The organism is Prevotella veroralis, assembly GCF_018127765.1.
GTDB lineage: Bacteria > Bacteroidota > Bacteroidia > Bacteroidales > Bacteroidaceae > Prevotella > Prevotella veroralis.
Genome location: NZ_CP072330.1, coordinates 1,043,194 through 1,068,755, shown reverse-complemented (window position 1 = coordinate 1,068,755; position 25,562 = coordinate 1,043,194). Strand labels below are relative to the sequence as shown.

At 38.6% G+C, this 25,562-nt stretch carries 23 protein-coding genes and 5 tRNA genes; 17 read left to right on the top strand and 11 right to left on the bottom strand.

All coding sequences use genetic code 11. The features are described 5' to 3' along the window. Positions 1–55: 55 nt before the first annotated feature. From J5A55_RS04505 to J5A55_RS04480, 6 genes are all read right to left on the bottom strand, one after another. Positions 56–1,777 (bottom strand): DEAD/DEAH box helicase, encoded by a 1,722-nt coding sequence (locus J5A55_RS04505; RefSeq protein WP_004383321.1) that lies wholly within the window; start codon positions 1,775–1,777, stop codon positions 56–58. A 63-nt stretch (positions 1,778–1,840) separates the two neighbouring features. Beyond that, a complete protein-coding gene (locus J5A55_RS04500; protein WP_004383320.1) occupies positions 1,841–3,058 on the bottom strand; it encodes an LptF/LptG family permease in 1,218 nt (405 codons plus the stop codon). A gap of 11 nt (positions 3,059–3,069) precedes the next feature. Beyond that, positions 3,070–4,197, bottom strand: coding sequence for a tRNA guanosine(34) transglycosylase Tgt (gene tgt, locus J5A55_RS04495; RefSeq protein WP_004383319.1), 1,128 nt, complete (start codon positions 4,195–4,197; stop codon positions 3,070–3,072). Continuing rightward, complete coding sequence (gene lon, locus J5A55_RS04490) at positions 4,194–6,659, bottom strand: endopeptidase La (protein ID WP_004383318.1); 2,466 nt, start codon at positions 6,657–6,659, stop codon at positions 4,194–4,196. Before lon ends, tgt begins: the two co-directional genes overlap by 4 nt. 120 nt (positions 6,660–6,779) lie before the next feature. Next, entirely contained in the window at positions 6,780–7,493 is a 714-nt protein-coding gene (locus J5A55_RS04485; RefSeq protein ID WP_004383317.1) for a tRNA1(Val) (adenine(37)-N6)-methyltransferase, read from the bottom strand. 18 nt (positions 7,494–7,511) lie between these two features. Then, positions 7,512–8,543 (bottom strand): diacylglycerol/lipid kinase family protein, encoded by a 1,032-nt coding sequence (locus J5A55_RS04480; protein ID WP_039851340.1) that lies wholly within the window; start codon positions 8,541–8,543, stop codon positions 7,512–7,514. Between the two features lie 191 nt (positions 8,544–8,734). On the opposite strand from J5A55_RS04480, the gene spt reads away from it, so the two are divergent. From spt to J5A55_RS04420, 12 genes are all read left to right on the top strand, one after another. Further along, complete coding sequence (gene spt, locus J5A55_RS04475) at positions 8,735–9,925, top strand: serine palmitoyltransferase (RefSeq protein ID WP_004383315.1); 1,191 nt, start codon at positions 8,735–8,737, stop codon at positions 9,923–9,925. 1,364 nt (positions 9,926–11,289) lie between these two features. Further along, a tRNA-Pro gene (locus tag J5A55_RS04470) sits at positions 11,290–11,363 on the top strand. A gap of 36 nt (positions 11,364–11,399) precedes the next feature. After that, positions 11,400–11,472, top strand: a tRNA-Gly gene (locus J5A55_RS04465). Positions 11,473–11,514: 42 nt separating this feature from the next. Next, a tRNA-Leu gene (locus J5A55_RS04460) sits at positions 11,515–11,596 on the top strand. A gap of 30 nt (positions 11,597–11,626) precedes the next feature. After that, positions 11,627–11,710: transfer RNA gene (locus tag J5A55_RS04455), tRNA-Leu, on the top strand. 36 nt (positions 11,711–11,746) lie between these two features. Further along, positions 11,747–11,819, top strand: a tRNA-Gly gene (locus J5A55_RS04450). Between the two features lie 38 nt (positions 11,820–11,857). Further along, positions 11,858–12,397: a hypothetical protein gene (locus J5A55_RS04445; protein WP_039851339.1), complete on the top strand. Its 540-nt coding sequence runs from the start codon at positions 11,858–11,860 to the stop codon at positions 12,395–12,397. A 31-nt stretch (positions 12,398–12,428) separates the two neighbouring features. Continuing rightward, a complete protein-coding gene (locus J5A55_RS04440; RefSeq protein WP_004383312.1) occupies positions 12,429–12,836 on the top strand; it encodes a single-stranded DNA-binding protein in 408 nt (135 codons plus the stop codon). Beyond that, positions 12,836–14,155, top strand: a complete 1,320-nt coding sequence (gene gldE, locus J5A55_RS04435) for a gliding motility-associated protein GldE (protein ID WP_004383311.1) — start codon at positions 12,836–12,838, stop codon at positions 14,153–14,155. Before J5A55_RS04440 ends, gldE begins: the two co-directional genes overlap by 1 nt. Further along, on the top strand, positions 14,139–14,642 hold the full coding sequence (locus J5A55_RS04430; protein ID WP_004383310.1) for a 4'-phosphopantetheinyl transferase family protein: 504 nt from the start codon (positions 14,139–14,141) through the stop codon (positions 14,640–14,642). The genes gldE and J5A55_RS04430 overlap by 17 nt, the downstream gene beginning before the upstream one ends. Positions 14,643–14,813: 171 nt before the next feature. Further along, positions 14,814–15,959, top strand: coding sequence for a replication initiation protein (locus J5A55_RS04425; protein ID WP_004383309.1), 1,146 nt, complete (start codon positions 14,814–14,816; stop codon positions 15,957–15,959). Between the two features lie 181 nt (positions 15,960–16,140). Further along, a complete protein-coding gene (locus J5A55_RS04420; protein ID WP_004383307.1) occupies positions 16,141–16,842 on the top strand; it encodes a hypothetical protein in 702 nt (233 codons plus the stop codon). Between the two features lie 125 nt (positions 16,843–16,967). Here the strand turns inward: J5A55_RS04420 and serB are convergent, their stop codons facing one another. Both serB and J5A55_RS04410 read right to left on the bottom strand, forming a co-directional pair. Then, positions 16,968–18,215, bottom strand: coding sequence for a phosphoserine phosphatase SerB (serB, locus tag J5A55_RS04415; RefSeq protein WP_004383306.1), 1,248 nt, complete (start codon positions 18,213–18,215; stop codon positions 16,968–16,970). Between the two features lie 641 nt (positions 18,216–18,856). After that, positions 18,857–19,441: a hypothetical protein gene (locus tag J5A55_RS04410; RefSeq protein WP_004383303.1), complete on the bottom strand. Its 585-nt coding sequence runs from the start codon at positions 19,439–19,441 to the stop codon at positions 18,857–18,859. Positions 19,442–19,803: 362 nt separating this feature from the next. Between J5A55_RS04410 and J5A55_RS04405 the strand changes: the two genes are divergently transcribed. After that, positions 19,804–20,280: a DUF6359 domain-containing protein gene (locus J5A55_RS04405; protein WP_394357749.1), complete on the top strand. Its 477-nt coding sequence runs from the start codon at positions 19,804–19,806 to the stop codon at positions 20,278–20,280. 203 nt (positions 20,281–20,483) lie between these two features. After that, on the top strand, positions 20,484–21,080 hold the full coding sequence (locus J5A55_RS04400) for an RNA polymerase sigma factor (protein WP_004383301.1): 597 nt from the start codon (positions 20,484–20,486) through the stop codon (positions 21,078–21,080). Between the two features lie 83 nt (positions 21,081–21,163). On the opposite strand, the gene rpe is transcribed toward J5A55_RS04400, so the two are convergent. Together rpe and J5A55_RS12460 are read right to left on the bottom strand one after the other, a co-directional pair. After that, on the bottom strand, positions 21,164–21,820 hold the full coding sequence (gene rpe / locus J5A55_RS04395) for a ribulose-phosphate 3-epimerase (protein ID WP_004383300.1): 657 nt from the start codon (positions 21,818–21,820) through the stop codon (positions 21,164–21,166). A 10-nt stretch (positions 21,821–21,830) separates the two neighbouring features. After that, positions 21,831–21,959, bottom strand: coding sequence for a hypothetical protein (locus tag J5A55_RS12460; protein WP_018909894.1), 129 nt, complete (start codon positions 21,957–21,959; stop codon positions 21,831–21,833). 179 nt (positions 21,960–22,138) lie between these two features. Between J5A55_RS12460 and J5A55_RS04390 the strand changes: the two genes are divergently transcribed. The 3 genes from J5A55_RS04390 to J5A55_RS04380 are packed head-to-tail and all read left to right on the top strand — an operon-like array spanning position 22,139 to position 23,989. Further along, a complete protein-coding gene (locus J5A55_RS04390) occupies positions 22,139–22,801 on the top strand; it encodes a phosphoribosylanthranilate isomerase (RefSeq protein ID WP_039851338.1) in 663 nt (220 codons plus the stop codon). A gap of 15 nt (positions 22,802–22,816) precedes the next feature. Continuing rightward, positions 22,817–23,395 carry an anthranilate synthase component II gene (locus J5A55_RS04385; RefSeq protein ID WP_004383297.1) on the top strand — a complete coding sequence of 193 codons (579 nt, stop codon included), beginning with the start codon at positions 22,817–22,819 and terminating at the stop codon, positions 23,393–23,395. A 27-nt stretch (positions 23,396–23,422) separates the two neighbouring features. Further along, positions 23,423–23,989, top strand: a complete 567-nt coding sequence (locus J5A55_RS04380; RefSeq protein ID WP_004383296.1) for a UpxY family transcription antiterminator — start codon at positions 23,423–23,425, stop codon at positions 23,987–23,989. Between the two features lie 1,004 nt (positions 23,990–24,993). Here the strand turns inward: J5A55_RS04380 and J5A55_RS04375 are convergent. Next, positions 24,994–25,476: a transposase gene (locus J5A55_RS04375; protein ID WP_039851408.1), complete on the bottom strand. Its 483-nt coding sequence runs from the start codon at positions 25,474–25,476 to the stop codon at positions 24,994–24,996. Between the last annotated feature and the right edge of the window lie 86 nt (positions 25,477–25,562).

Genomic DNA, 25,562 nt, shown 5'->3' with positions numbered 1-25,562 from the left:
CAAGATGTCTGCCCGCCTTTGAATATTTGATACACACTTGATTCTGCCTCGGATGTTATCTCTTTCCAAGATTACGGAGCCATTTCAGCGGCTTCTTTATCAAAGCTTTCAATCCAGAGTCACTCTTAGAACTTGTTGGTAGCTCTTCTCGAATATCGTACTTTGTACTTCTTCTCGTTGCCTTCTCGTTCGTGTTACGCTGACGATTGTTCTTCTTCTTCTTTTTGTTGTTAGGCTTTCTATTTTGTTGAGCGTTCGTCTTCTGACTAGCATCCTTATTGTTTGCAGCCTCCTTGTCGTTTCGTCTGTTATTGTTAGACTTCATCTGCTTGTCAGTTTGCCTATTCTTGTCTTGACGATTATTCCGCTTGCTTACGCTCTTTGCCTCAACAGCATTGTTATTATTGTTCTGTTGTTCTTGTCCTTGTCCTTTGTTCTTCTGCCTGTAGTTAGGATTACGCTCCTGTGAGTGCTGCGCCTTATTGTCAAAAGAGTCTTGGCTTTGAGGTTCGGGCCGTCTTGAACGTTGCTTGTTATTGCCCTGTTTCTTATCCTTGTGACTTTGATAGTCCCTATTCTTCCTGCGAATGCTCTTTGCACTTCCTCTCTTAGGCTTACCATTGCTCTTATACTCTGGTGCTTCGCCCAATCCATCTGGTAATTGAACTTTCTCGATCTCCTTACCTAAGAATGACTCAATCTGCTGAAAGAAGTAGATGTCATCTGCATTCACAAGTGTGATAGCAGTTCCATCATGATCAGCACGTGCAGTACGACCAATGCGGTGTACATAGTCTTCTACATCGTGTGGCACATCATAATTAATAACCATTGTGATGTCATCAATATCAATACCACGTGAGACAATATCAGTTGCCACTAGGACGTCAACTTGTCCGCTCTTGAACTTGAACATTATGTCGTTACGCTGCTCTTGATCAAGGTCGGAGTGCATCTCACCGCAGTTGATATGCTTACGGCTAAGCGCACCTGCAATCCGCTTAACCTTTTGTTTCGATCCAGAGAAAATAATGACACGCTTCATGTTTCCACCTTTGAAGACATCCTTGAGTATCCCCATCTTCTGTGTTTCGTAACACACGTATGCCATCTGATGTATCTTTTCAGCAGGTTTGCTGACAGCTAACTTGATTTCTACCGGATTCTTTAGCAGAGTCTTTGCGAGTTCCTCAATCTTCTTAGGCATTGTAGCCGAGAACATAATCGTTTGACAAGTATTAGGGAGCTTCTTGGCAATGGTCATAATGTCCTCAGAGAAACCCATATCAAGCATACGATCAGCCTCATCAAGAATGAAGAAGCTAACCTTTGACAAATCAACGTTGCCTAATGAAAGGTGAGAGATGAAACGACCGGGAGTAGCTATGACAACATCGGCTCCGAGCGATAAGCTCTTAAGTTCCTGGTCATAGCGATTGCCATCATTGCCACCATAGACAGCAACGCAGGAAACGCCATTCAGATAATAAGCAAAACCTTGCATTGCTTGGTCAATCTGCTGTGCAAGTTCGCGTGTTGGTGACATGATCACACAATTTATGGCAGACTCTGGGTAGCCTCCATCGGCTAATTTAGATAATACTGGTAAAAGATAAGCCGCAGTCTTACCAGTTCCTGTTTGTGCAACGCCTAATACGTCGTGACCTTTTAATATCTCTGGAATGCACTTCTCTTGTACGGGCGTACATTTATCAAAACGCATGTCATAGAGTGCGTCGAGTACCTTATCGTTTAAATCTAAATCTTCAAAATACATAATTTACAATTTATCCTCTTTGTAACAGAGGGTAGTTCTTACTTCTTTTTCTAACTCTCCTTATTAACTTGGTGCATGTCTATAACAGAAGTATGCTATAATAGCAAAGATAATGTTCGGTATCCATGCCGCGAGTACTGGTGGTGTATTGTCTTGGATGGCGAAAGTAGCAGAGACCGTTTGCAACATGATATAGCTGAAGCTCAATGCAAGACCTATACCTAATGAGAGCCCCATTCCACCTTTTCGCTTGCGGGAAGAAAGAGCCAAGCCAATAATCGTCAATATGAAAGAGGAGAACGACATGGCTATACGTTTATGGAACTCAACCTCATATTGCACTACATTCCCCGAGCCACGGCTTGTCTGCTTAGAAATATAATCAAGAAGCTCTGGAGAGGTGAATGTTTCTTGTTGTCCTTTTGAATATACAAGGTCAGTAGGCTCCATGAGTAGAACTGTGTCCTTAGTTGTTCCACTCTGAATGTGTTCCTTCAGTCCTTTGAGTGTTCTGATTTTCCAGTTACTTAACTTCCAATGATACTTTGAGTCAGCAATCGTATCATATTGAATCTCCATTGCGGTTAAGTGACTTACAATCTTCTTGTTTTTGATTTTAACAAGCGAAAAGCCATAACCACGTTTGTATTGGTCGTCGTAATTCTGGATATAAGCAGTGGTGTTCTTAGCTACAAACAGTTGGACGTTCTCCGCAGATGTATTCTTCTTTGAATTACGATATAAAGTTTCAAAGTTTTGTCTGATAACAGTACCATGGGGAATGACAAAGCTATTGAGATAGAATGTTAAGCCTGCAATGACTACGCACGAGAGCATGTAAGGACGCATTAACCTCTTTATAGAGACGCCTGCTGCTAACATTGCTATAATCTCCGAGTTTCCTGCTAACTTAGATGTGAAGAATATAACAGCAATGAATACAAATAGCGGTGAGAAGAGGTTGGAATAATAAGGTATGAAGTTGGCATAGTAATCAAAGATGATGGCTCGCCATGGTGCGTGGTATTGCGTGAACTTTGAGAGATTCTCATTAAAGTCGAATACAATAGCGATGGAGATAATCAAAAGGATGGCATAAATATAAGTTCCAATGAACTTCTTAATGATGTACCAATCAAGAATGCCAAGATACCTAGTTGGGGAGATCTTCTTGAGTAAATTTCCCACCTTATATATATAAGGTAGGCAAGGCTTAATCTTTTGACTAAGCTTACCTAGTAATCCTTTAATTATGCTTACAATCTCTTTGACCTTATGCATTGTGCGTATCCTTAAATTCTTCTTCCTAATTGCTCAATTACAGATGCCTTCCACTGAACGAAGTCGCCTTGCTCAATATGCGTTCGTGCGTCTGTTACCAAACGAAGATAGAAAGCTAAGTTGTGTATGCTAGCAATCTGCATTGCTAATAGTTCGCCTGCCTTGAATAGATGGTGTAGATAGGCTTTACTTGTAATTTGATCGATGTCACATCCGTCATGATCAACAGGAGAGAAGTCTTTCTCCCATTTCTTGTTACGCATATTCATCGTTCCATTGTAAGTAAAGAGCATTGCATTACGACCATTACGTGTAGGCATAACGCAATCGAACATATCAACACCACGCTCGATAGCCTCAAGGATGTTTTGTGGTGTACCTACACCCATCAAGTAACGTGGTTTATCTTTAGGTAGAATCTCATTAACTACCTCGATCATTTCATACATAACATCAGTAGGCTCACCTACAGCTAGTCCACCAATAGCATTACCATCAGCACCTTGATCGGTCACAAACTTTGCAGCCTCTTGACGTAAGTCTTTGTAGGTACATCCTTGAACAATTGGGAATAGGCTTTGCTCGTAACCATAGAGAGGTTCGGTCTCATTGAATCGTTTGATACAACGAGTTAACCAACGTTGGGTCATGCCTAGACTCTTCTTTGCATATTCATAATCACTTTGACCTGGAGGACATTCATCTAGAGCCATCATGATGTCTGCACCTATAATGCGTTCGGTATCCATAACATTCTCTGGTGTGAAGAAATGCTTAGAACCATCAATATGGCTTCTAAACTCACATCCTTCCTCTGATAACTTACGAATACCAGTTAATGAGAATACTTGGAAACCACCTGAATCAGTAAGGATAGGGCGCTCCCAACCGTTAAAGCCATGCAAGCCACCTGCAGCTTTTAATACATCTAAACCTGGACGTAGATAAAGGTGATAAGTATTACCTAAGATAATCTGCGCCTTTACCTGTCTTCGTAGTTCTTCAAAGTGTACACCTTTCACAGAACCAACAGTACCCACTGGCATAAAGATAGGAGTCTTTATCTGTCCATGGGCTGTCGTGATTAGTCCTGTACGTGCATCGCTTGCATTATCTGTGTGTTGCAGTTCAAATGTCATTTCTTTGTAGCTTTATTGTCTTCAGATATAGTGAAGTCCACTGGATGTTCTACCAGCTCATCGGTAAGAGCGACATCCCATACTTGTTTGATATTCTCAACGAAGTGGAACTCAATACCCTTTCTATAAATCTCTGGTATTTCTTCAATATCTTTCTTGTTCTCCGAACACATTACGATATCTGTAATACCTGCACGTTTAGCGGCAAGGATTTTCTCTTTAATGCCACCAACTGGAAGAACTTTACCACGAAGCGTCATCTCGCCAGTCATAGCAGTGTTTTTGCGCACCTTGCGTTGTGTAAGAGCTGAGGCTATACTTGTAGCAATAGTTATACCAGCGGAAGGACCATCCTTGGGTGTTGCTCCTTCTGGTACATGGATGTGTATATTCCATTGCTCAAAGATACGGTAATCAACACCTAAAGTATCAATGTGTGCTTTGACATATTCGAGTGCAATAACCGCTGATTCCTTCATCACATCTCCAAGATTACCAGTTAGTGTTAACTTTCCTGCCTTTCCTTTTGATAGAGAAGTCTCAATAAACAATATCTCACCACCCACACTTGTCCAAGCAAGTCCTGTTACTACACCAGCATATTTATTTCCTTGATAAATATCACGTGTGAAAGGAGGCTTACCAATGAGATCTTCCAATGCATCTGGAGTAATCTTCGTATAAGGTAGTTTTGCATTCATAGCCTGTTCGAACGCCAATTTACGCATCACCTTATTGATCTGCTTCTCAAGTTGACGAACACCGCTCTCTCGTGTGTAACTCTCGATAATCTTCTCAAGGGCTGCCTTTGTGAACTTTGGCTTATTTGTTAATTGGTCTAAACCTGTATTCTTAAGTTCCTTTGGAATCAAATGCCGTTTAGCAATCTCGATCTTCTCTTCTGTGATATAACCAGAAACATTGATCAGCTCCATACGATCTAATAAAGGTCTCGGGATTGTGTTGAGATCATTGGCTGTTGCTATGAAAAGTACCTTTGAGAGGTCATAATCCATATCAAGGTAGTTGTCATGGAAAGCGCTGTTCTGTTCAGGGTCAAGCACTTCCAATAATGCAGAAGAGGGATCTCCATTAATGGTGTTTTGCGTTATCTTGTCGATCTCATCAAGGATAAAGACGGGATTGGAAGAGCCTGCCTTTTGTATGTTCTTGATGATACGACCAGGCATAGCACCTATGTAAGTCTTGCGATGACCTCTGATTTCAGACTCATCATGCAGACCTCCAAGAGATACACGTACATATTTACGTTTCATTGCTTCGGCAATACTTACTCCTAAGCTAGTCTTTCCTACACCTGGAGGACCATAAAGGCATAGGATTGGAGACTTTAGACTGCCACGTAATTGTAATACAGCTATATATTCAAGGATGCGCTCCTTGACTTTCTCCATTCCATAATGGTCTTTGTCTAATATACGCTTTGCACGTTTTAAGTCGAGATTATCAGTTGTATATTCATTCCATGGTAAAGCCACCATCGTTTGAAGGTAGTTTACTTGTATGCTATAATCAGGACTTTGAGGGTTTAGTGTGTCGAGCTTATCAATTTCCTTTTGGAAGATTTTAGCAACATCTTGTGACCATTTCTTATTCTTTGCCTTTTCCAGTAATTCCTTCTTATCTGGTGCAGAATCGCCATCACCAAGTTCTTCCTTTATATTCTTAATTTGTTGATGGAGAAAGTATTCACGCTGTTGTTCATCAAGATCCTCACGTGTTTTTGAGCGAATATCTTGACGTAAATGTTGAAATTGAATCTCTCTGTTTAAAACCTTCATTAGTCTGAAGAGACGATCCTTTATGGAGTTCTCTTCCAACATTTGAATCTTATCAGCTACGGGGAAAGGCATTGTAGAGCAGGTGTAGTTGACAGCAATGATAGGGTTGCCCATGTTGTCAAGTGCAAGTTGAGTATCATCAGGAATCTCATCGCTTCCATGGATATACTCTTTTGCTACTAACTTCATGTCTTCTACAGCTGTAATGAACTCCTTATCTGTTTTAGACTCCATTTCCTCTCCTATAGCTTCAGTAACGCCTTTCATGTAAGGAGATTTGGAGGTTACCTCTTTAATACGACACTTGCCAAATCCTTGTAATATGATAGTCTTATTATCACCTTCATAATTGCCCGGCATATCAAAAGCACGAACGAAGCGTGCATAAATACCGATTTTGTAAATGTCGTCTTCTTTAGGTTCATTGACATTGCTATCCTTTTGACTAACAAGAGCAATGATGGTTTCTGGATTCTCCTCCAAATATTTTACCAATGCCAATGTCGTTTTTCTACCAACAAGAATTGGGGTGAGAATTCCAGGGAACATTACAAGATTACGGGTTACGAATATGGGAATCTCGCCATTAACTTTCACATTTAAGTTAGGCAAATCACCTTCGTAATCTGCAAACATCTGTATTGAGCTATTTTGTTTCATAAAGTTTTGTTATACCTATATTAGCTTGCAAAGTTACAAAATAAAAGCGAAAGATGGAAAGTTTAGTGTGCTTTAATGTTTTGTAACCTATACACTACCTTATTGTAATTGGTCTCTATTTTACTTGATGTAAAATTCTTTGGTAAGTTGATGATACCATTCTGAACGTTCCCCATTGTCCTGTGTCAATGTTACATGTTCTTCTTTTGTAAGTGATGATAATATCTTCTTAAATTCTATTATACACCGTTTAGGAGACTTTGATGTTTTTGTCTTTATATTTATAATCTTTGTAGTTGATAATCCGCAAAGTATAGCCTCTGACTCTATGATAACTTTATTATCTGATGGTATAATGAGTGAAAGTATTCCTTCATCTTTTAATAGACGTGAGGCATGCTGTAACAATTCCTTTGGTGTTAAGGTTACGGTATGCCTTGCAACTGTCCTTTCTTGTAAAGGATTCTTTAAAGAATTGATAAAGTAAGGTGGGTTGCTTATAATAGCGTCATAAACATTATCAACGTTCGGGGGAAATAGACTAGGTTTATAGTATTGAAGTGAGGAATGAATGAGTTTTATTCTATCATGAAATGGGGATGACTCAATATTTACATGTGCGTCTTCTAATGCTTTGGGATCTATTTCTATAGCATCAATATGAGCTTGTGGAAACCGTTGTGCCATCATTAACGCAATGAGCCCAGTACCAGTACCAATATCTAATATCCTCATTCCACCCTGTGCCCAAGCTCCAAGTAGTACTCCATCAGTACCAACCTTCATAGCTGCCTTATCTTGAGTGATATGAAAGTTTTTGAATGTAAAGCCCATTCTTCTTAATTGGTATAGTTATATATTCAACTTACGTAATATGGTTTTATTGATGGCCTGAACTTTTCTACTTTGTTTGGTGATATCCTGCCTCATGAGATCAATGTTATAGAAAATCTCTGAGAAAGCTGTTTGTAACATATTAGGTTGTCGATGAGCCTTATCAGCATTGTGTTTAGTTACGATGTTAATGCCTTTTGAAACAATAGAGATATCTATGTCAGCACTAGATAAAACAGGGTCTCCATCATAGTGAATTACCCCCTCTTTTTTACGATGTATATGTATTCTCTTTGATTTAAACGTCTTTATCTTTAGGTTTTTATCCAGTGTCTTATTGAAGAGTTCAATAGCTACTTGTGGTGCTTCTAATATGTCGAAAGGTTCCATAATGATAATATCTAATAAACCATCACTCATGGATGCCTGAGGTGCAATATATGCATTATTACCATATTGAGAAGCATTAGCGGCAGAGACGAGGAAAGCTTTATATCGTTTGACCCCATCCTCATCTTCTATTTCGTATGTTTCTGGTTGATATTTAAGTCCTTCTTCAAGAACCTTTTGCATGTAGGTAATTGGACCTCTTTTCCCAGCTTGAGCAAATTGCATAGAGATGAATGCATCGAATCCCATACCACAAGTACAGAAAAATGGGTGGTCATTGATAATGCCGTAATCTAAAGCTCTAATATCACATTCGTTGATAACATCTACACATTTCTTGAGGTTCATAGGAAGATTTAGATGCCTTGCTAGTCCATTTCCTGATCCACAAGGTAGGATTGCCATAGCTGTCTGTGTGTTGATTAGAGATCTGCCAACTTCATTGACAGTTCCATCTCCACCGATAGCAACTACAATGTCAATTCCCTCTTCTACAGCTTGTTTTGCTAATTCTGTGGCATGCCCAGCATATTGAGTCTCAACTATATTGTAATCAAAATTATTTTTATCAAGCCTTTCTTCAATAAGATCAGGAATACCTGCCTTACTGATAGTACCTGATATAGGATTAAGAATGAAAACGATTCTTTTTTTGTTCATTGTGTCAATGGTCAGAATATAGTTTGTTTGACAAAGGTACATATTAATCTTATATCTTCTTGGTAGTGTAGTATGAAAAATACTTTAAAAAGCACTTTTCTAATCAAAATGTCCTTTTTGTCATTCAAAGTTATTATCTTTGCAACCTGAAATAATTTTATGTAGTCATTGGCTACACCATATTAAATATAATGGGACAGTTACAAGACAAGTACAAAAGTTACCGTGATCCGCAGAAGTTTATGGAAGCAGGAGTTTATCCTTATTTCCGCGAGATTACGAGCAAGCAAGGAACAGAAGTTACAGATATTGATGGAAACAGGATCTTGATGTTTGGTTCTAATGCCTATACAGGTCTACCAAATGATCAACGTGTTATAGACGCAGCACATCGTGCTTTAGACAAATATGGTACTGGATGTGCAGGTAGTCGTTTCTTGAATGGAACATTGGATCTTCATGTTCAATTAGAGAAAGAACTTGCAGCTTTTGAAGGAAAGGATGAAGCTCTTGTTTTCTCTACAGGTTTCTCTGTAAATGCTGGCGTTCTGGCAATGGTTGTTGGGCGTGGTGATTATATTATTTGTGACGATCGTGATCATGCTAGCATTGTTGATGGTCGTCGTTTGAGTTTTGCAACTCAACTTCATTATAAGCATAATGATATGGTGGATCTGGAGCGTGTTCTCCAGAAACTTCCACATGAAGCAGTGAAACTAATCGTTGTTGATGGTGTCTTCTCAATGGAAGGTGATTTAGCTAATCTACCAGAGATTGTGAAACTGAAGCATAAGTACAACTGCTCTATTATGGTTGATGAGGCACATGGCTTAGGTGTGTTTGGTCGTCAGGGTAGGGGCGTTTGTGATCATTTCCATGTAACGGATGAGGTCGATTTGATAATGGGAACGTTCTCAAAGAGTCTTGCATCAATAGGTGGTTTTATAGCAGGAGACAAGGATACAATCAATTATCTTCGTCATACATGTCGTACATACATCTTCTCTGCAAGTAATACACCTTCAGCTACAGCTGCGGCTTTAGAGGCTCTTCATATCTTGGAAAATGAACCAGAGCGTATAGAACATTTATGGAAGGTTACAAACTATGCGTTGAAGCGTTTCAAGGAAGAAGGTTTCGAGATAGGAGAGACTGAGAGTCCGATCATCCCACTTTATGTTCGTGATATACAGAAGACTTTTATTGTAACGAAGTTGGCGTATGAAGCAGGTGTGTTTATTAATCCTGTTATTCCTCCTGCTTGTGCACCTCAAGATACACTTGTTCGTTTTGCTTTGATGGCTACACATACCGAGGAGCAGGTTGAGCGTGGCGTACAGGCTTTGAAGAAGATTTTTAAAGAAGAAGGTATCATTAAGTAGAAGTTTCTTCTAATTGATATTTCTTCACTGAAATAGAGGAGAAGGTTGTGTATTATTACGCAATCTTCTTTTTTATTTTCTTTTCTATGTTCACCTTTTTGAAATCCAAGTTTTCCTAATCAAATTAATCAAAATCTTTTGTAGTACATTTACTTTTGACTCTGACCTTGCTAAGGTTAATCTTTGAGTTTGCTAACGCTAATCTTTGAATCTAAGAACGCTCATCTCTAAGCATATGAGCACTAACTTTTAAACTTTTTGGGGCTTATCTTGCTATTCACTCCCCTCTCCATTCTCGGAGAGGGTTGGAGGTGAGGTTGTAGGTCGTGTGGCTGTAGAGGGGGTAGGCTTTTTCTTTCTGTTTGCAAAGGTAAGCAACTTTATTCAGAAAACAATCATTTTTCTGGGTACTGGAGTAACAAGTTTCGTAAATACCATTGTAACTATCTGTATTACAGAGATATAAGTAAATCTGTGATTAGGAGCTAATAAGACAAAATAACAGAGGGAGAGCCTCCCCAAGCCCCTCCGAAGGGAGAGGATGTCCTTTCCCACACAAGAGGCGTGCAACATCACAATAACGGGTAATTAGCGTGCAAGTTAATGTGTTTATTACTATAGTTACTCTAGCAATTGAAAGTAATCATAATTTTTGAATTAAGGAAGGGCTTGGGGTGTCTGCTTCTGTGGATTCCCATGTTCCGCAAGGAACTCTGTGTGCCTCGGCTTTTGTGCCATCCGTGCATTCTGTGTCAAAAATGAGTTCTATCACCGAAGTGATGGCAATATCATAGATGTCTAGCCCTTAGCCTTTGTCTAACGGGAAAAAGTTCCAAGGTCAATGGTCAAAGAAAAAGTCCTACCAATCACACAAATCACAATCACAAAATCACAAAAAGGATTTTCAACATGTAAAAGAGATTCCCATATAATAGAATACATTATTAATAAATAATAATATATAATGATACATTATCTATGTAAGAAAAATGCGATACACCAAAAGTTGATTTTGTGATTTTGTGATTGTGATTTTGTGATTGGTATTTGTCTTCATTTTGAAATTTTTTATTTGCTAAACTCTTTGTTGCAATACCATTTAAAAAGTAAATTTGGATTGAAATAAAGCAAACAATCAGGAAATGTATTTTTCTGTAGTATTTCGTCCTATGTAGGCATAGATAAATATATAATGTTGTTTTTCAGACTATTACATATATTCTTGGTATATCATAAATTCTTTGCTTTAGAAATTAATGTACTTTTTGATAGAAAAAGCATAGAAATATTTGGTAGTTTCAAAAATAAGTACTACCTTTGCACTCGCAATTCAGAAATAACGCTAATAATTGCTGAATATGCAACGGGGTGTAGCGCAGCCCGGTAGCGCTCCTGGTTTGGGACCAGGCGGTCGCAGGTTCGAATCCTGTCGCCCCGACAATCATCAATCTTTAGAGTAAGTAGATGTTTTATTGCGGCAATAGCTCAGTTGGTAGAGCACGACCTTGCCAAGGTCGGGGTCGCGAGTTCGAGTCTCGTTTGCCGCTCTTTGATATTCTGGAAGGTTTTTTAGTTATCTCAAAACTAATGCCCAGGTGGCGGAATTGGTAGACGCGCACGTTTCAGGTGCGTGTGTTTCACGACGTGCAGGTTCGAGTCCTGTTCTGGGCACGGAAGTTCTTTAAATATTATAGGCATATTGGAGAGGTGGCGGAATTGGTAGACGCGCTACTTTGAGGGGGTAGTGAAAATTGCTTCGTGGGAGTTCGAGTCTCCTCCTCTTCACATGCAGATTTTAGTAAGTAATTACTTACATTGTATGCGGCAATAGCTCAGTTGGTAGAGCACGACCTTGCCAAGGTCGGGGTCGCGAGTTCGAGTCTCGTTTGCCGCTCTTATTTTAGAAAGAGAAACATACATAACATTATCTTTATGAATTTATATTTACGGTATTTCGATAATGAAGTATTAGTGCATAATGTTGAAGAGGCGTTAGATTTTTTGAGTTCTATTCCTGATATTCAACTCACTCCAGACTTGGAGGATGATATTAGGAATTATGCAGCAAATGATGTATTCTATCCTAAACGTTACAAGGTACGCCCTCGTGTCTACTTTATTGTTATAAAGACTGAGGCTGCCAATATGATGGATTTTAAGCAGAAGAAAGCATTACGTCCTAGCATTGATAGTATGCAACGTAAAGATAATCCAGCAATTATGCACCTCAATGAGGAGCGTGAAGGATGGTATGAGGGTGAACTTGACTTCAAGCGCGTTGTCTTGATCCCATCTACAGGTAAGCACGAATATAGAGACACGCACTTTGTAGTTCGATGCAAAGCTGTTTCTGGCTGGGATTGTTATGCTCGTATGGTTGAATATTTGAAGGAGAGAGTTGACAATAGAAGTCAGTTTCCATCTGCTAAAGGTAAGAATTTTAGATTTAAGTATTTGGGTATGTGGAAGTAAAGTATTTCTCTTTCTTTTATATCTGTGCTATATGAACAAAGTGATGTTAATTGGTAATGTTGGTCGTGAACCAGAAGTACGCTATTATGATGCGGATCAATGTGTTGCGACCTTTACGTTAGCTACAACAGAGCGAGGATATGAGCTTCCTGGTGGAACGAAAGTTCCTGATCGTACTGATTGGCATAATATAGTACTATTTAAGAGTTTGGCAAAGTATGCCGAACAATACATTCATAAGGGCGACAAGCTATATGTTGAAGGACGTATAAGGAATCGTTCTTATGATGATAAAAAAGGGGTGCGCCGACAGGTTACAGAAATCTATGTGGATAATCTTGAATGGTTAAGTGCATCTCGAAAGATGGAAAATGCGTCAGAAGAGAAGAATAAAGATGCTGATAACTCCATCTCTGATAATAACAAATTACCTTTTTAATGGATAGTTTTCTATTAGATATATCTTCTTATATCACCGTTAATCCAATAAGTCCAAGTATACTTGTTTCTATCCTCTTGGCATTATTTCTTATACTTTTATCTGGCTTTGCTAGTGCGTCAGAGATAGCTTTTTTTAGTTTGTCTCCGGCAGATTTAGAGGCTATGGATCCAGATAAAAGTCCATTGGATATGCAGGTTCAGGAACTTCGCGATGATAGTGAGCGCACACTGGCAACTATTCTTATAACGAATAACCTTGTTAACGTGACCATCATCATGTTGTGTAACTATATCTTCAATAGTTTGTTTACGTTCGGCGAAGAATGGTTGCAGTTTCTTTGCGTTACAATTTTATTAACCTTCTTACTGCTACTCTTTGGCGAAATTATCCCTAAGGTTTATAGTAGAAAGAATCCACTTGCATTTTGCCGAAAGGCAGTGAAAGGGGTAATTTTCTTTCGTAAGTTGTTCTGGCCAGTGGAGACAATTCTCCTAAAGAGTGGAGCCTTTGCTGAAAAGGTATTGCAGAAGGAAAACAGGCAGTTATCTATTGACGACTTGGAACAAGCACTTGAGTTGACAGATAAGAGTGATATCAAAGACGAACAAAGTATGTTGCAAGGTATTATACGTTTTGGAGATGAAACTGCTAAAGAAGTAATGACCTCCCGACAAGATATTATAGACCTTGACATTCGCTGTTCTTATGATAATGTACTAAAGTGTATTGTTGATAACAACTACTCTCGTATCCCTGTTTATCAAGACAATAAAGATAATATCCGTGGTGTACTTTACATCAAAGATTTGCTTCCTCATCTATCAAAGCCAGCTAACTTTAGATGGCAAAGCTTGATACGTCCACCTTACTTTGTTCCAGAAACAAAGAAGATTGACGACCTCTTGCGCGAGTTCCAAGAGAACAAAGTTCATATTGCAATAGTTGTGGATGAGTTTGGTGGAACCAGTGGTATAGTTACGCTCGAAGACATCTTAGAAGAGATAGTCGGGGAGATCAATGATGAGTATGACGAGGAAGAGCATAACTACACAAAATTAGACGCTAATAGTTATATCTTTGAAGGTAAAACCTTATTGAATGACTTTACCAAAATACTCAATCTTCCAGATGATGAGTTTGATGACGTAGAAGGTGATGCAGATTCACTTGCTGGTTTATTGTTGGAGATCAAAGGCGATTTCCCTGCAGTGCATGAGATTTTGAAGTATAAGCGATATACCTTTGAAGTATTAGAGATAGATGAACGTCGTATTAGTAAAGTCAAGGTGATCATAGGTTGTGAGGATAACGCGTGACGTTTTTGATAAAATCACTATAGGTCTTTTGCCGATAGACAAAGGACGAAAGGCAGAGAAAGAAGGCGAGCAACGTCTTCTTTTTGCTATGTTGGGTTATGTTCCTGTTATCAATCATAATGAGGATGGTAAACCAAATATCGAGGGTTATCACATTAGTATATCTCACACCATTGGTTATGTTGCTATCATCCTTTCCACGGACTTTGAAGTAGGGATTGACATTGAGTATGTGTCCACTCGTGTGAGTCGTATTACCTCTCGTTACCTTCGCTATGACGAGCCCTTCACCGACTTACGTTCCCAGCTTATAGCTTGGTGTGCAAAGGAAACCACCTATAAACTGTTTTCAGAAGAGCACTTAGCCCTTCAAGAGATGAAGGTAAACGTTGCCTTAGACCATGTTACCAACCTTAGAAGTAATATCGACATAAAGTTTGTAAGCGAAGTTACACATGATTATGTGTTAACTTATGCGTGGAAATAAGTAGCATCGAAGCAATCGTTTAACCTTTAAAGCTATTTGCGTTTAGCCTTAATCAATCGACTAATGATAAGTTATCATTTTCGGTGTTATTAGTTGATTGTTCAAAAAAAAACAGTATCTTTGTAACTTCAAGTCAATAAAAGATATAGAGCTAAGGCAAATTAAACAGATATGACTGATAAGACATCCAGCAAGAAGATAACTCGTAAGCGTGGAGCAAAAGCCCAAAAGGCACCACTAAAGAGTCGTACCATATCGAACGACCTCATCCCTATTGAAGAAGAGACATGGTTATTGCAGCCAATTGCTGTGACAATGATGCGTCATGACTACTCGCTAATTCAAGTCCGTATCCTCGTTTCTATTGTTGAGAGTTTACAAGATATTTTGCATGGAATCTTAAAGAGCAAACGAGGCTTTCAGTTAGATTTGTTTCAGACAGATGAGCTTGATGAAGATGGAAGAATGCCGATTAAGTTGCCTTTCAAAGAATTAGGTGTTGACCCTAACCATTATCCTCAACTTCGCAATTCATTGAAGATGTTAGCTTCCATCCCTGTTGAGATACCTTATAAGACGAGTGAAGGGCGTAAGTACACGAAGGCAACTAACCTTTGTGATGTATATATTCCCGAAGACCGTTCCTATAATAAGTATGCAATTTTAAAGTTGGATCATACAGTAGCTGAACGTCTGGTTTCTTTAGATTTAGGTTATCATAAGTTTGGTAAGCAGATTGTCTTTGCTTGTAAGAATAGATACACACAGCGCATCTATATGTTTATCGAGTCATGGGCAGATAAGGGGCGTGCCGTCATTGCAACATTAGATTTCCGCAAGATGTTACGTCTTGAGAATAATTATAAAAAGTTCTCTGACTTCTGCCGTCGAGTACTCGATCCTGCCATGCAAGAGTTAAAGGAATTATCCGAGAAAGGTTCTTGTGATTGCTTCTTTGAGTATGACAAGAAGTATGATCATGGGCAACGTGGTGGCGAACCAGATCGTTTAATCTTTATCATCCATCGTACTAAGGATAAGATGAATGCACAGTTAGAGAACATGATACAGGCACAACGTCGTCAGTTCCAGCAGTACCTTGTCCAGTATTTTAATTTTACTCCAGCGAATGCCCAACAGATGGCTGATCGTATAACTGCCGATAACTATCAAGAGGCTGTTCAGAAACTAATGAGCTTGCGCGACCGCTTCTCTAAGACTGTCGTTCAAGATAAGGCTGCCTACACCTTTAAGAGTTTAGATGAATTGCTAAGATCGAAAGAAATTCCTAATACGATTGTAGAGGAAGTGGAGTAATGGCGACTCATAGTATAGGAACATTCTTCCCTCAACAGCAAAGCAATGAGAATAGATCATCATTTGGTAACGCCCGTAGGATGAATTCAATCTTCATTTGGAAGCCAATCTCTTTCGAGCACACGTTCTTCTAATTCGTTAACTGGGGGTGTCTGGAGGTCATAGGTAAATTAAAGAATATATGAGAATAACGGATATTAACCGATCGAGAGTAGTCACTGCAATGGTCAGGGGCTACTTTCATTCTTTCTTCTCTGGACAGATAGATGCTTTATCACCCGACAAGAAGAAATTAGAACCACGAGAGTATAAGCAGTTGTTGGTTAATAGCTTCGATAACTTGTCTTCACATTTTGTATCGGTACTATTCCCCGTTCTTATTCGTTTGAATTATGATGACTTAGATCAGGTAACCACTGATATGAAGCGTAGACATTTCTCCTCTTCTACTTCTTCAAAGTTGCTCTTGCGCTATGCTTGTGGGGCAAAGGCATTATATGACTTGGTTACTGCGGAATATCAGAAAAACGTTTATGCTTTATTGGAAGGTCATTTGTTGACAAAGGAGGAGTTCTTTTCTTCTTGCCCCACCTTGCAGGCAGACGATACTGTTCCTGTTTCTTTAGCCATTCGCTCTATTGTCCGTGTACAGATGCAAGCGTATGCAACTGGCGTTACAAGTGCACAATCATCCACGAAGAACTTGCGACAAGCAACAATCTATCGTTTAATGCTCTCGGGCATGGAATCTTTGTTGCATGACTCACCTATTTCTTTCGAGGAAGAGAACTTAGAGTTGATGTTCCGTAAAGTCTCATTAAACTCGGATAACTTTGAAAGTTTAATGGATGAAATGACTCAAGCTTATACGGAGTTAGTATAGATACTCTAAGCATAAAGTAGGGACAGACGCCCTCGTCTGTCCGCCCTAATAAAAGTGTTGCGGACAGACGAGGGCGTCTGTCCCTACTTTTTAAGATTGTATTAAAATTAGGCAATGATTTGTGGTTAGAATCTGCCAGCTTCCCCCAGATAACTATCCTTGAATCCAAGAAAATACAGCACACCATCGAGCCCAATAGTTGTTATATTTTGTTCGGCAGTAGCTTGCACACGTGGCTTTGCATGGTAAGCAATGCCCAATCCCGCTTCAGAAATCATGGGCAAGTCATTAGCTCCGTCGCCTACAGCAATCGTTTGTGCGAGATTGACTTTCTCAACCTGAGCCAGTAGCTTCAACAGTTCTGCCTTGCGTTTTCCGTCAACTATATCGCCGAGGTAATGCCCAGTTAACTTATTATGCTCATCTATTTCTAATTCGTTTGCATAGACGTAATCAATACCATATTTGCGCTGTAAGAACTCTCCAAAATAAGTAAATCCACCGCTGAGAATAGCTATTTTATAACCACATTGTTTCAGCACATTCATCAATCTATCTACGCCTTCCGTAATAGGCATTGATTCTGCGATATCTTTCATTACGCCAGCATCTAATCCCTTCAATAGTGCTACACGTTCAGCGAAACTCTCTTTGAAATCAATCTCACCACGCATCGCACGTTCTGTGATTTCTGCGACTTGTTCGCCAACACCAGCTCGCTTTGCAAGTTCATCAATACACTCGGTCTGAATAAGCGTCGAATCCATATCAAAGCAGATGAGCCTGCGCATACGACGATACATATCATCTTTCTGTAGAGAGCAGTCAATACCTTGTTCATGGCTCATTTGCATCAATTCTGCTTGTAAGCGTTGGTAATCGGTAGGGGTTCCTCTAAGTGAAAACTCAATGCATGCTCTGACGTGCAAGTAATGTTTCTTAATACTTTGCCGTCCTGTAAGGCGTCGTACAGCATCAATGTTAAAGCCATGAGCCGAGATGATTTGTGCCGTTGCCTCTATGTTCTTCGCCGACAATGACCGCCCAATGATGGTAAGGATATATCTGTTCTTACCTTGTTGGTTCACCCAATCTTCGTACTCGTCATCACTGATAGGTACGAAGCCGATGTTCACGCCAAGTTCTGTAGCTTTGAAAAGCAAGTCTTTCATCACTTGTCCAGAACTTTGCCCGTCAATCCTTATTAAGATACCCAATGATAGGGTAGAGTGAATATCTGCTTGACCAATATCTAAGATGTGTGTATCATATTGTGCAAGTATCTCCATGATTGACGCTGTTAGTCCCGGTCTATCTTGCCCTGTTACTCTGATGAGTATTTGCTCTTCTTGTGTGTTAGTCTTTTCTTCCATATCCAACTTTTGTTCGTGCAAAAGTACAGATTAATTATGACGTGAGCAAATGTCGTAGTCTTGGGTGGTTTCCTATTTTATATGATCCGTGTTTTAATTCTATATGGTTCCCGTTTTAGTTTTATATGCTTCGCGTAATAATATTTGCCCTATCTCCACATCATTTATACCTCTTATAATTACATTTTTCATCTATTCCAATTTAAATTAACCCTGTTTGCATCTTTGTCTAATAGGCTTCCGCATTCTTTATCCCCCGTTCTCCATTCCTTTCCCATGTGTCTTCTGTCTCTTCTTCCGTATCTTTTGTTAGTTTCACCATGGTGAAACTATTATGTCACCACGGTGAAACTTATGTCTCACCATGGTGAAATTTGTATCTCACCATGGTGAAACTAACTTTATATGCGTGTATAAATGATGCGCAACACGTTAGAAAGGAATGGGGAACGGGTGATAAAGAATGCTGGAACAGGTGGTAAACGATCCGCAAACGGGTGAGAGAGATTGGGTGAACCTTTCAAAAGACAGGGAAATGAAGTGTACTAAAAGAAGGGCTGATTGCTTCGTGCATTCAGCCCTTCTTATTCCTTTGTAGTTGTAAAATAAAATATTGGTATCCGATAAAAATGTAAGTAGTATTATCTATTGATGAACTTCTTACCGTTCTGGATAACAACTCCCTTGTAAGTCTTGTCTACACGCTGCCCAGAAAGGTTATACATTGGCTGTGTGTCATCATTAGAATTGGCATTGATATCTGTGATACCAGCAGAAGTCTCCTTCAAAGTAATTGTGAACTTCTTAATACGTACTTGCTTTTTAGCAGCAGTGAAAGAAGCTGTCTTTGCATCACCTTTCCATGTAGCTGTAATATTATCAGATGAAATAGTGACGCCCTCCATATTGGCTGCAAAGCCATCAGCGAGGTATTGCTTTCCGGACTTATCTTTGAATTTATCACATTCCATTACTATCTCTGTCATATTGTAATCTTTTGATGTAATGGTCATAGTAGCTTTCTGATAAAGACGATATGAATACTTATAATTCATAGCTCCCTCTGACATTGTAATAGTTATTCCATCTTTATTGATGCTAATATTACTGCCTTTTGTTGGACCTTGCAGCTCTGCTGAACTGATAACTACTTTCTTTTGTGCAAAAGATAAAGAACTAATTGCAGCGAATGCAATAGTGAGAATTAAGCGTAAAGATTTGTTCATAAAAAAACTGTTTAATGATTAAAAGAATTTATAACAATGCAAATATAGCTATTTGAAACGAGATATGCAATTAAGTGCATTATTATAATTAAAAGACCATCTAATTCTTTGCTTGTTTCTTCTTTATGCCCTTTCGTGTGTACGCTTATAATGTTAAAATCTTCTTTTTATACTGATAATATTTGTTTTATTCTTTTATATGCGCTATATTTGTACCGTGTTTTTCACAGATTTAGATGTTTTGCTAAATCTTGTTCGAGGTTGGTAGCTTCCTGCACCAACCTCTTTTTTATTGTTTCACTTGACATTATCTGATTCTTTTCTTATCTTTGCGATGTTAATATAAACTTGATTCTATGAAGATGAATAGATTAATAATCATGCTCTTAGCCTGCGTTATTTATACAGGATGTCAGAAGATCACTCCCGCAGATGATAATGAGAGTTTGCCAAGATTAGAAGAAAATGATGACAGCTCTGATGAGGGACAAAAGGTCTTCACTGTTGAGGAGTTCCGCAATGCAGACTTAGGTGATAGATATGTCTGGGTTAAGGGAATTATTGTTGGTGCTTGCAGTAAGAGTATTAAGAATGCTGAATGGATGGATCCTTTCACATTCGATAATGCCATCCTGTTGTCAGATGAGTTGGGAGATAATACGGAAAAGAAAGTTATTGCCATTCAATTGAGAACCAAAGCAATGAAGAATGAGTTTGGTTTAGCTACTAATCCTAATAACTACGGACGGACAGTTGCATTCTATGGTACAAAGCAAAGATACCTTGGAGTGCCTGGTATGAAGAAGAATGTCGTGGGTGGACGATGGTTAGATGAATGAGTTTTTGTGTGAAAAGTTTGCTACAAAGGATAAAAGTTACTATATTTGCACAACTTAAACTGCACATCTAAGATAGATGAAGATGATTTTAACCCGATCTATTTAATGTTTTGCAGTAATAGAAGAAAGATTATTTTCAATTAAAATTAAGGAAAAGAAAGCCTATCGGAACAATTATACTTCATAAACCAATAGAATTATAAATGAAGAATCTAAGTGATATGACCGACGAAGAGTTGGCATTGTCATATATTGAAGGAAGTAACGAAGCTTTTGATTTATTGCTTGAGCGCAATCAATCAAGACTCTTTTCGTATATTCTTTTCGTGGTACGTGATCATGACGCTGCTGATGACTTATTTCAGGAGACGTTTGTGAAGGTTATCACTAGGCTACAGCAGGGTAAGTATTCTCCAACTGGAAAGTTCTATGCTTGGATTATGCGCATTGCTCATAATGCTATCATGGACTGGTATCGTGCCCAACGTGCAGATAAAGTTGTTGATGCGCCAAAGGAAAATGATTTGTCCAATATTGGTGGTAGTGGGACTACCATCAGTAATATAGAAAGTCAGTTTATAAACTCTCAAACTCTTTCAGACGTAAAGCGTTTGATGAATTTATTGCCAGCACCACAACGTGAGGTTGTTTACATGCGCTTTTACCAAGAGATGTCATTTAAGGAGATAGCTGAAACTACTGGTGTAAGCATAAACACCAGTTTAGGGCGTATGCGTTATGCCATTCTTAATTTGAGACGGATGGTGCGTGAACATCATTTAAACCTACAGTTTACTTAATAAGAAAAGGTGTTGAATAGGAGATGTCCAACGATAATGATTATTATTTTCTGAAGACATCTAATATTCAACACCTTTTACTTTTATCGTCTCAAAGTTTTCAATGAATGAATTGCTGCTTTTGGATCAGAAGCCTTGAAAACATAACTGCCACTAACGAGAATATCTGTCCCAGCTTGTACAAGTCGTGGTGCAGTCTCTTGTTGTACGCCACCATCAACTTCTATCAATGCTTTGCTATTTTCCTTTTCTATTAGTTGGCGAAGTCGCTGAACTTTCTTAATAGTATGCTCAATAAACCTCTGACCACCGAAACCAGGATTAACACTCATGAGCTGAACAATATCAACGTCACAGATAATATCCTCTAAAACATTCACAGGAGTAGAAGGATTCAGTGTTACCCCTGCCTTCATTCCAGCATTATGAATAGCTTGAATTGTTCGGTGAAGATGCACGCAAGCCTCATATTGTACATTCATAATAGCTGCCCCAGTATCTGCAGTTTGCTGGATATAATTCTCTGGATGAACAATCATAAAGTGTACATCCATTGGTTTCTTACAAGCTTTTCCAACTGCCTCTAGTATTGGGAATCCAAAAGATATATTAGGAACAAATACACCATCCATAATATCCATGTGAAGCCAATCAGCATCGCTTTCGTTAATCATTTCGATTTCTTTGTCCAAACGGAGGAAATCTGCGGAGAGTAGAGAAGGAGATACAATTGTTTCCATACCATTTTCTTTAATTCAAACAGTAAGACTTCATTTTTCCATTTATCTTTAAGGCGCGATAAGTATAAGCTATCTGCCGAATGAGAGCTAAAGTCTTCTCAGAAGGCTTTAATTCCTCTGGAGTAAATATATTCACCATAGGCTTAAATTATATATTAATTAGAGAGTTACTATGTCTTTTAAACGTTCGTGATCAAGAGATTATTATAACTGAAGGAAATATTATTTTTGTTTTATCCCGCACGTAAGCAATGTTTTTGAGACAATACTACGAGTACAATCTTTTTTTTGGTTATCTTTGCACAAAACATTATAACTATGATAATTAAAGTATGTGGCATGCGTGATGCCGTGAATATTCATAATGTATCGCAATTAGGCGTTGATTGGATAGGACTTAATTTCTGCCCTTTGGATGAGCGTTATGTCAGTCAGATATCTTCGTGTGCTGGTATTATTCCTGATTATGGTACATTGGAAATAAATACATCCGAAAGCAATCGTCCTAAGTTATGTGGTATCTTTAAAGATGATATGCCCCAAAACATCGTTACGCGTGTCTATAATTTCAATCTTGATATAGTCCAGCTTGACGGAGACGAAAATCCTGTTATGATGGATAACCTTCGTCGCACGTTAGATCCAGATATTCATGCTGGAATAAGGATAATGAAAACGATTAATATTAGCACTTGCGAAGATATTAATCAATACAAGCCGTATGCAGAAAGTGCCGATTATTTCCTGTTTAATATCCAAAGTTCTGACGATGGTTCTAAGGATTGGACGATATTAGAAGCATATAACGGGAACATTCCTTTTCTATTGTCAGGCAATATCGGCATAGATGATATAGCGAGTATAAATCATTTTTCTCATCCCCAGTTCTATGGCATAAATATAGATCGCAAGTTTGAGGAAGAACCAGCTATGAAAAATATTAATCTGCTCAAGACTTTCTTAGAAAGTATAAAAAGATAAGCGGGGAGAGCATAGATGAAACCGATGAAGATGAAATGTGTTATCATTGATAACTATGATTCATTCACTTATAATCTATCGCACCTTATCAAAGAAGTGGGTGGAGAAGTAACCATTTTTCATAATGATGAATTCCAACTCTGTGAGTTAGAATGCTTTGATAAGATAGTTCTTAGTCCCGGTCCCGGTCTACCTTCCCAAGCAGGCGAATTATTGAATGTCATCCGTTATTATGCTGGTCACAAGCCAATCCTTGGTGTTTGTTTGGGACATCAAGCTATCGCAGAGGTCTTCGGAGCGCAGCTGGAACACTTATCCGATGTGTTTCATGGGGTATCCACCGAGATAGTTCAGTCTGTAAATACCCCACTTTTTGCAGGTATTAAGAATCCAATCGTCGTGGGACGCTATCACAGTTGGGTTGTCTCAAAGGTTGATTTTCCCGATTGCCTTGAGATAATAGCCGAAAGTGCTGATGGGAAAATCATGGCATTGAGGCATCGTAATTATAATATATATGGTATACAATTCCATCCAGAGAGTGTTTTAACGCCCGATGGTTATAAGATTATTTCCAACTGGCTATCACTTTGAGTAATTTTTATTACATCATAATCAATTATGGAAGAGACAACTAAATATATAGATACCATTGTTGACGACGGATTGCCATGGTATGCAATAAAACTCTTTACAGTTCGTCAAGGAGAAGTTAGAACCTATTTTGAGGAAGAGGGCTTAGAATGTTTCATTCCCGAGCAATATGTTACCATAGAAGGTCGTGATGGTAAGCCACGCGAGATATTGCGCCCAGTCGTTCGTAACCTTATTTTCGTTAAACAATCAATTAGCGATAAGCAGTTTCGTAAGATAGTTCAAGAGGCAGACTATAAGATAAGTGTGATACGTAAATCGAGAGATTCACAGGAATATAGCCTCATTCCTCACAATCAGATGTATGAATTCCGATTAATGTGTAACCCAGAAGTGACCATGCGCAAGTTCGTTTCGTCCGAAGAGGCACATCTAAAAGCAGGTGACGAAGTTCTGGTTAAGTTCGGACCAATGAAGGGGATGACAGGTCGATTAGTTCGTTCTAATAAGAAGTATTACTTATTGAAGGAGATTCCAGGCATCGGTGTGATGCTAAAGGTCACTAAATGGTGTTGTGTTCCTATGAAGAAATAAATGTAAAGTAATATTGTTATTTTTAATGCTTATATTTGCGTTATTCTAAAATAATCCTCCTTTCGTTCGAAATATCCAAATTTTGGAGAAGAAAACCTTGTTTTTAATAACTATCTGATATATAGGTAGTTACGGAAATATCTATCCTTTCTTGCAAAAACGTACCTCCGTTTTAAGCAAAATGTACCTCCGTTTTAGGTAAAATGTACCTCCGTTTTAGGTAAAATGTACCTCCGTTTTTAGTAAAACGTACCTCCGTTTTTGGTAAAACGTATATCCGTTTTCAGTAAAATGTATATCCGTTTTCAGTAAAACGTATATATCTTTTACCAAATAGCCCCATTTCTTCTATTTTAAGGATATATTTTTCTCTAAAATATCCTATTATAGAAAAATAAAATGTAATATCTTTTGATAATTAATTAATAATCAAAGAGTAGGGACAGACGCCCCCGTCTGTCCGCTTTTGCATTTTATTCCCTAATAAATCATACGTTCTTTTTCGGACAGACGAGGGCGTCTGTCCCTACATTTGTTGTATAAATCTTGCTATTAGCTCTAATTGTCTCAACTAAATGATAATCCTTTCAGTAGGGACAGACGCCCCCGTCTGTCCGCTTTTGTATTTTATTCCCTAATAAATCATACGTTCTTTTTTCGGACAGACGAGGGCGTCTGTCCCTACATTGTTGTATAAATCTTGCTATTAGTTCTAATTGTTTCAACTAAATGATAATCCTTTCAGTAGGGACAGACGCCCCCGTCTGTCCGCTTCTGCATTTTATTCCCTAATAAAATTATACTTCTTTTTTCGGACAGACGAGGGAGTCTGTCCCTACATTTGTTGTATAAATCTTGCTATTAGTTCTAATTGTCTCAACTAAATGATAATCCTTTCAGTAGGGACAGACGCCCCCGTCTGTCCGCTTCTGCATTTTATTCCCTAATAAATCATACATTCTTTTTTCGGACAGACGAGGGCGTCTGTCCCTACAGCGTGGTTATTATTGATAGAAGCAATCCTTCTTCCATCTTGAAGGATTCTGGAAAATATAATTTCTGATCATATCAAAATCGTGTTGATTGCGGATGATATGGTCGAAATATCTATTCTGCCATAACTTCTTGTCATACATTTCCCATTGATTTTGTTTTGCTCCTTCAATGTATTTATGTGTTGTAAGGCTTTTCCACCATCGCATTACAGCTGATATTGTGGTTGTGTTATTGTCACATACTTCTAAAATACAATGAAAATGATTTGGCATCACCACTGCATCCATACACTTTATTGTTGGGAACTGATTTGGAATTGTTAAATATGAGTCCATAATCATTTGCCCAGCATTGTTATGATACATTTTATCATCTATGATTTCCCCGAATAGTTCCATTCTATTCTTGGTAACTAACGTCAGAAAATAGTATCCAGAAGTAGAATAATCGAAATCTTTCAATCGTAATGATTTCCTTTGTGGCAATGTCATAAGGTGATTAGTAATTAGATTTGTTATGAAAGAAAGGGGGATAAAGTAGGGACAGACGCCCCCGTCTGTCCGCTTTTGCATTTTAT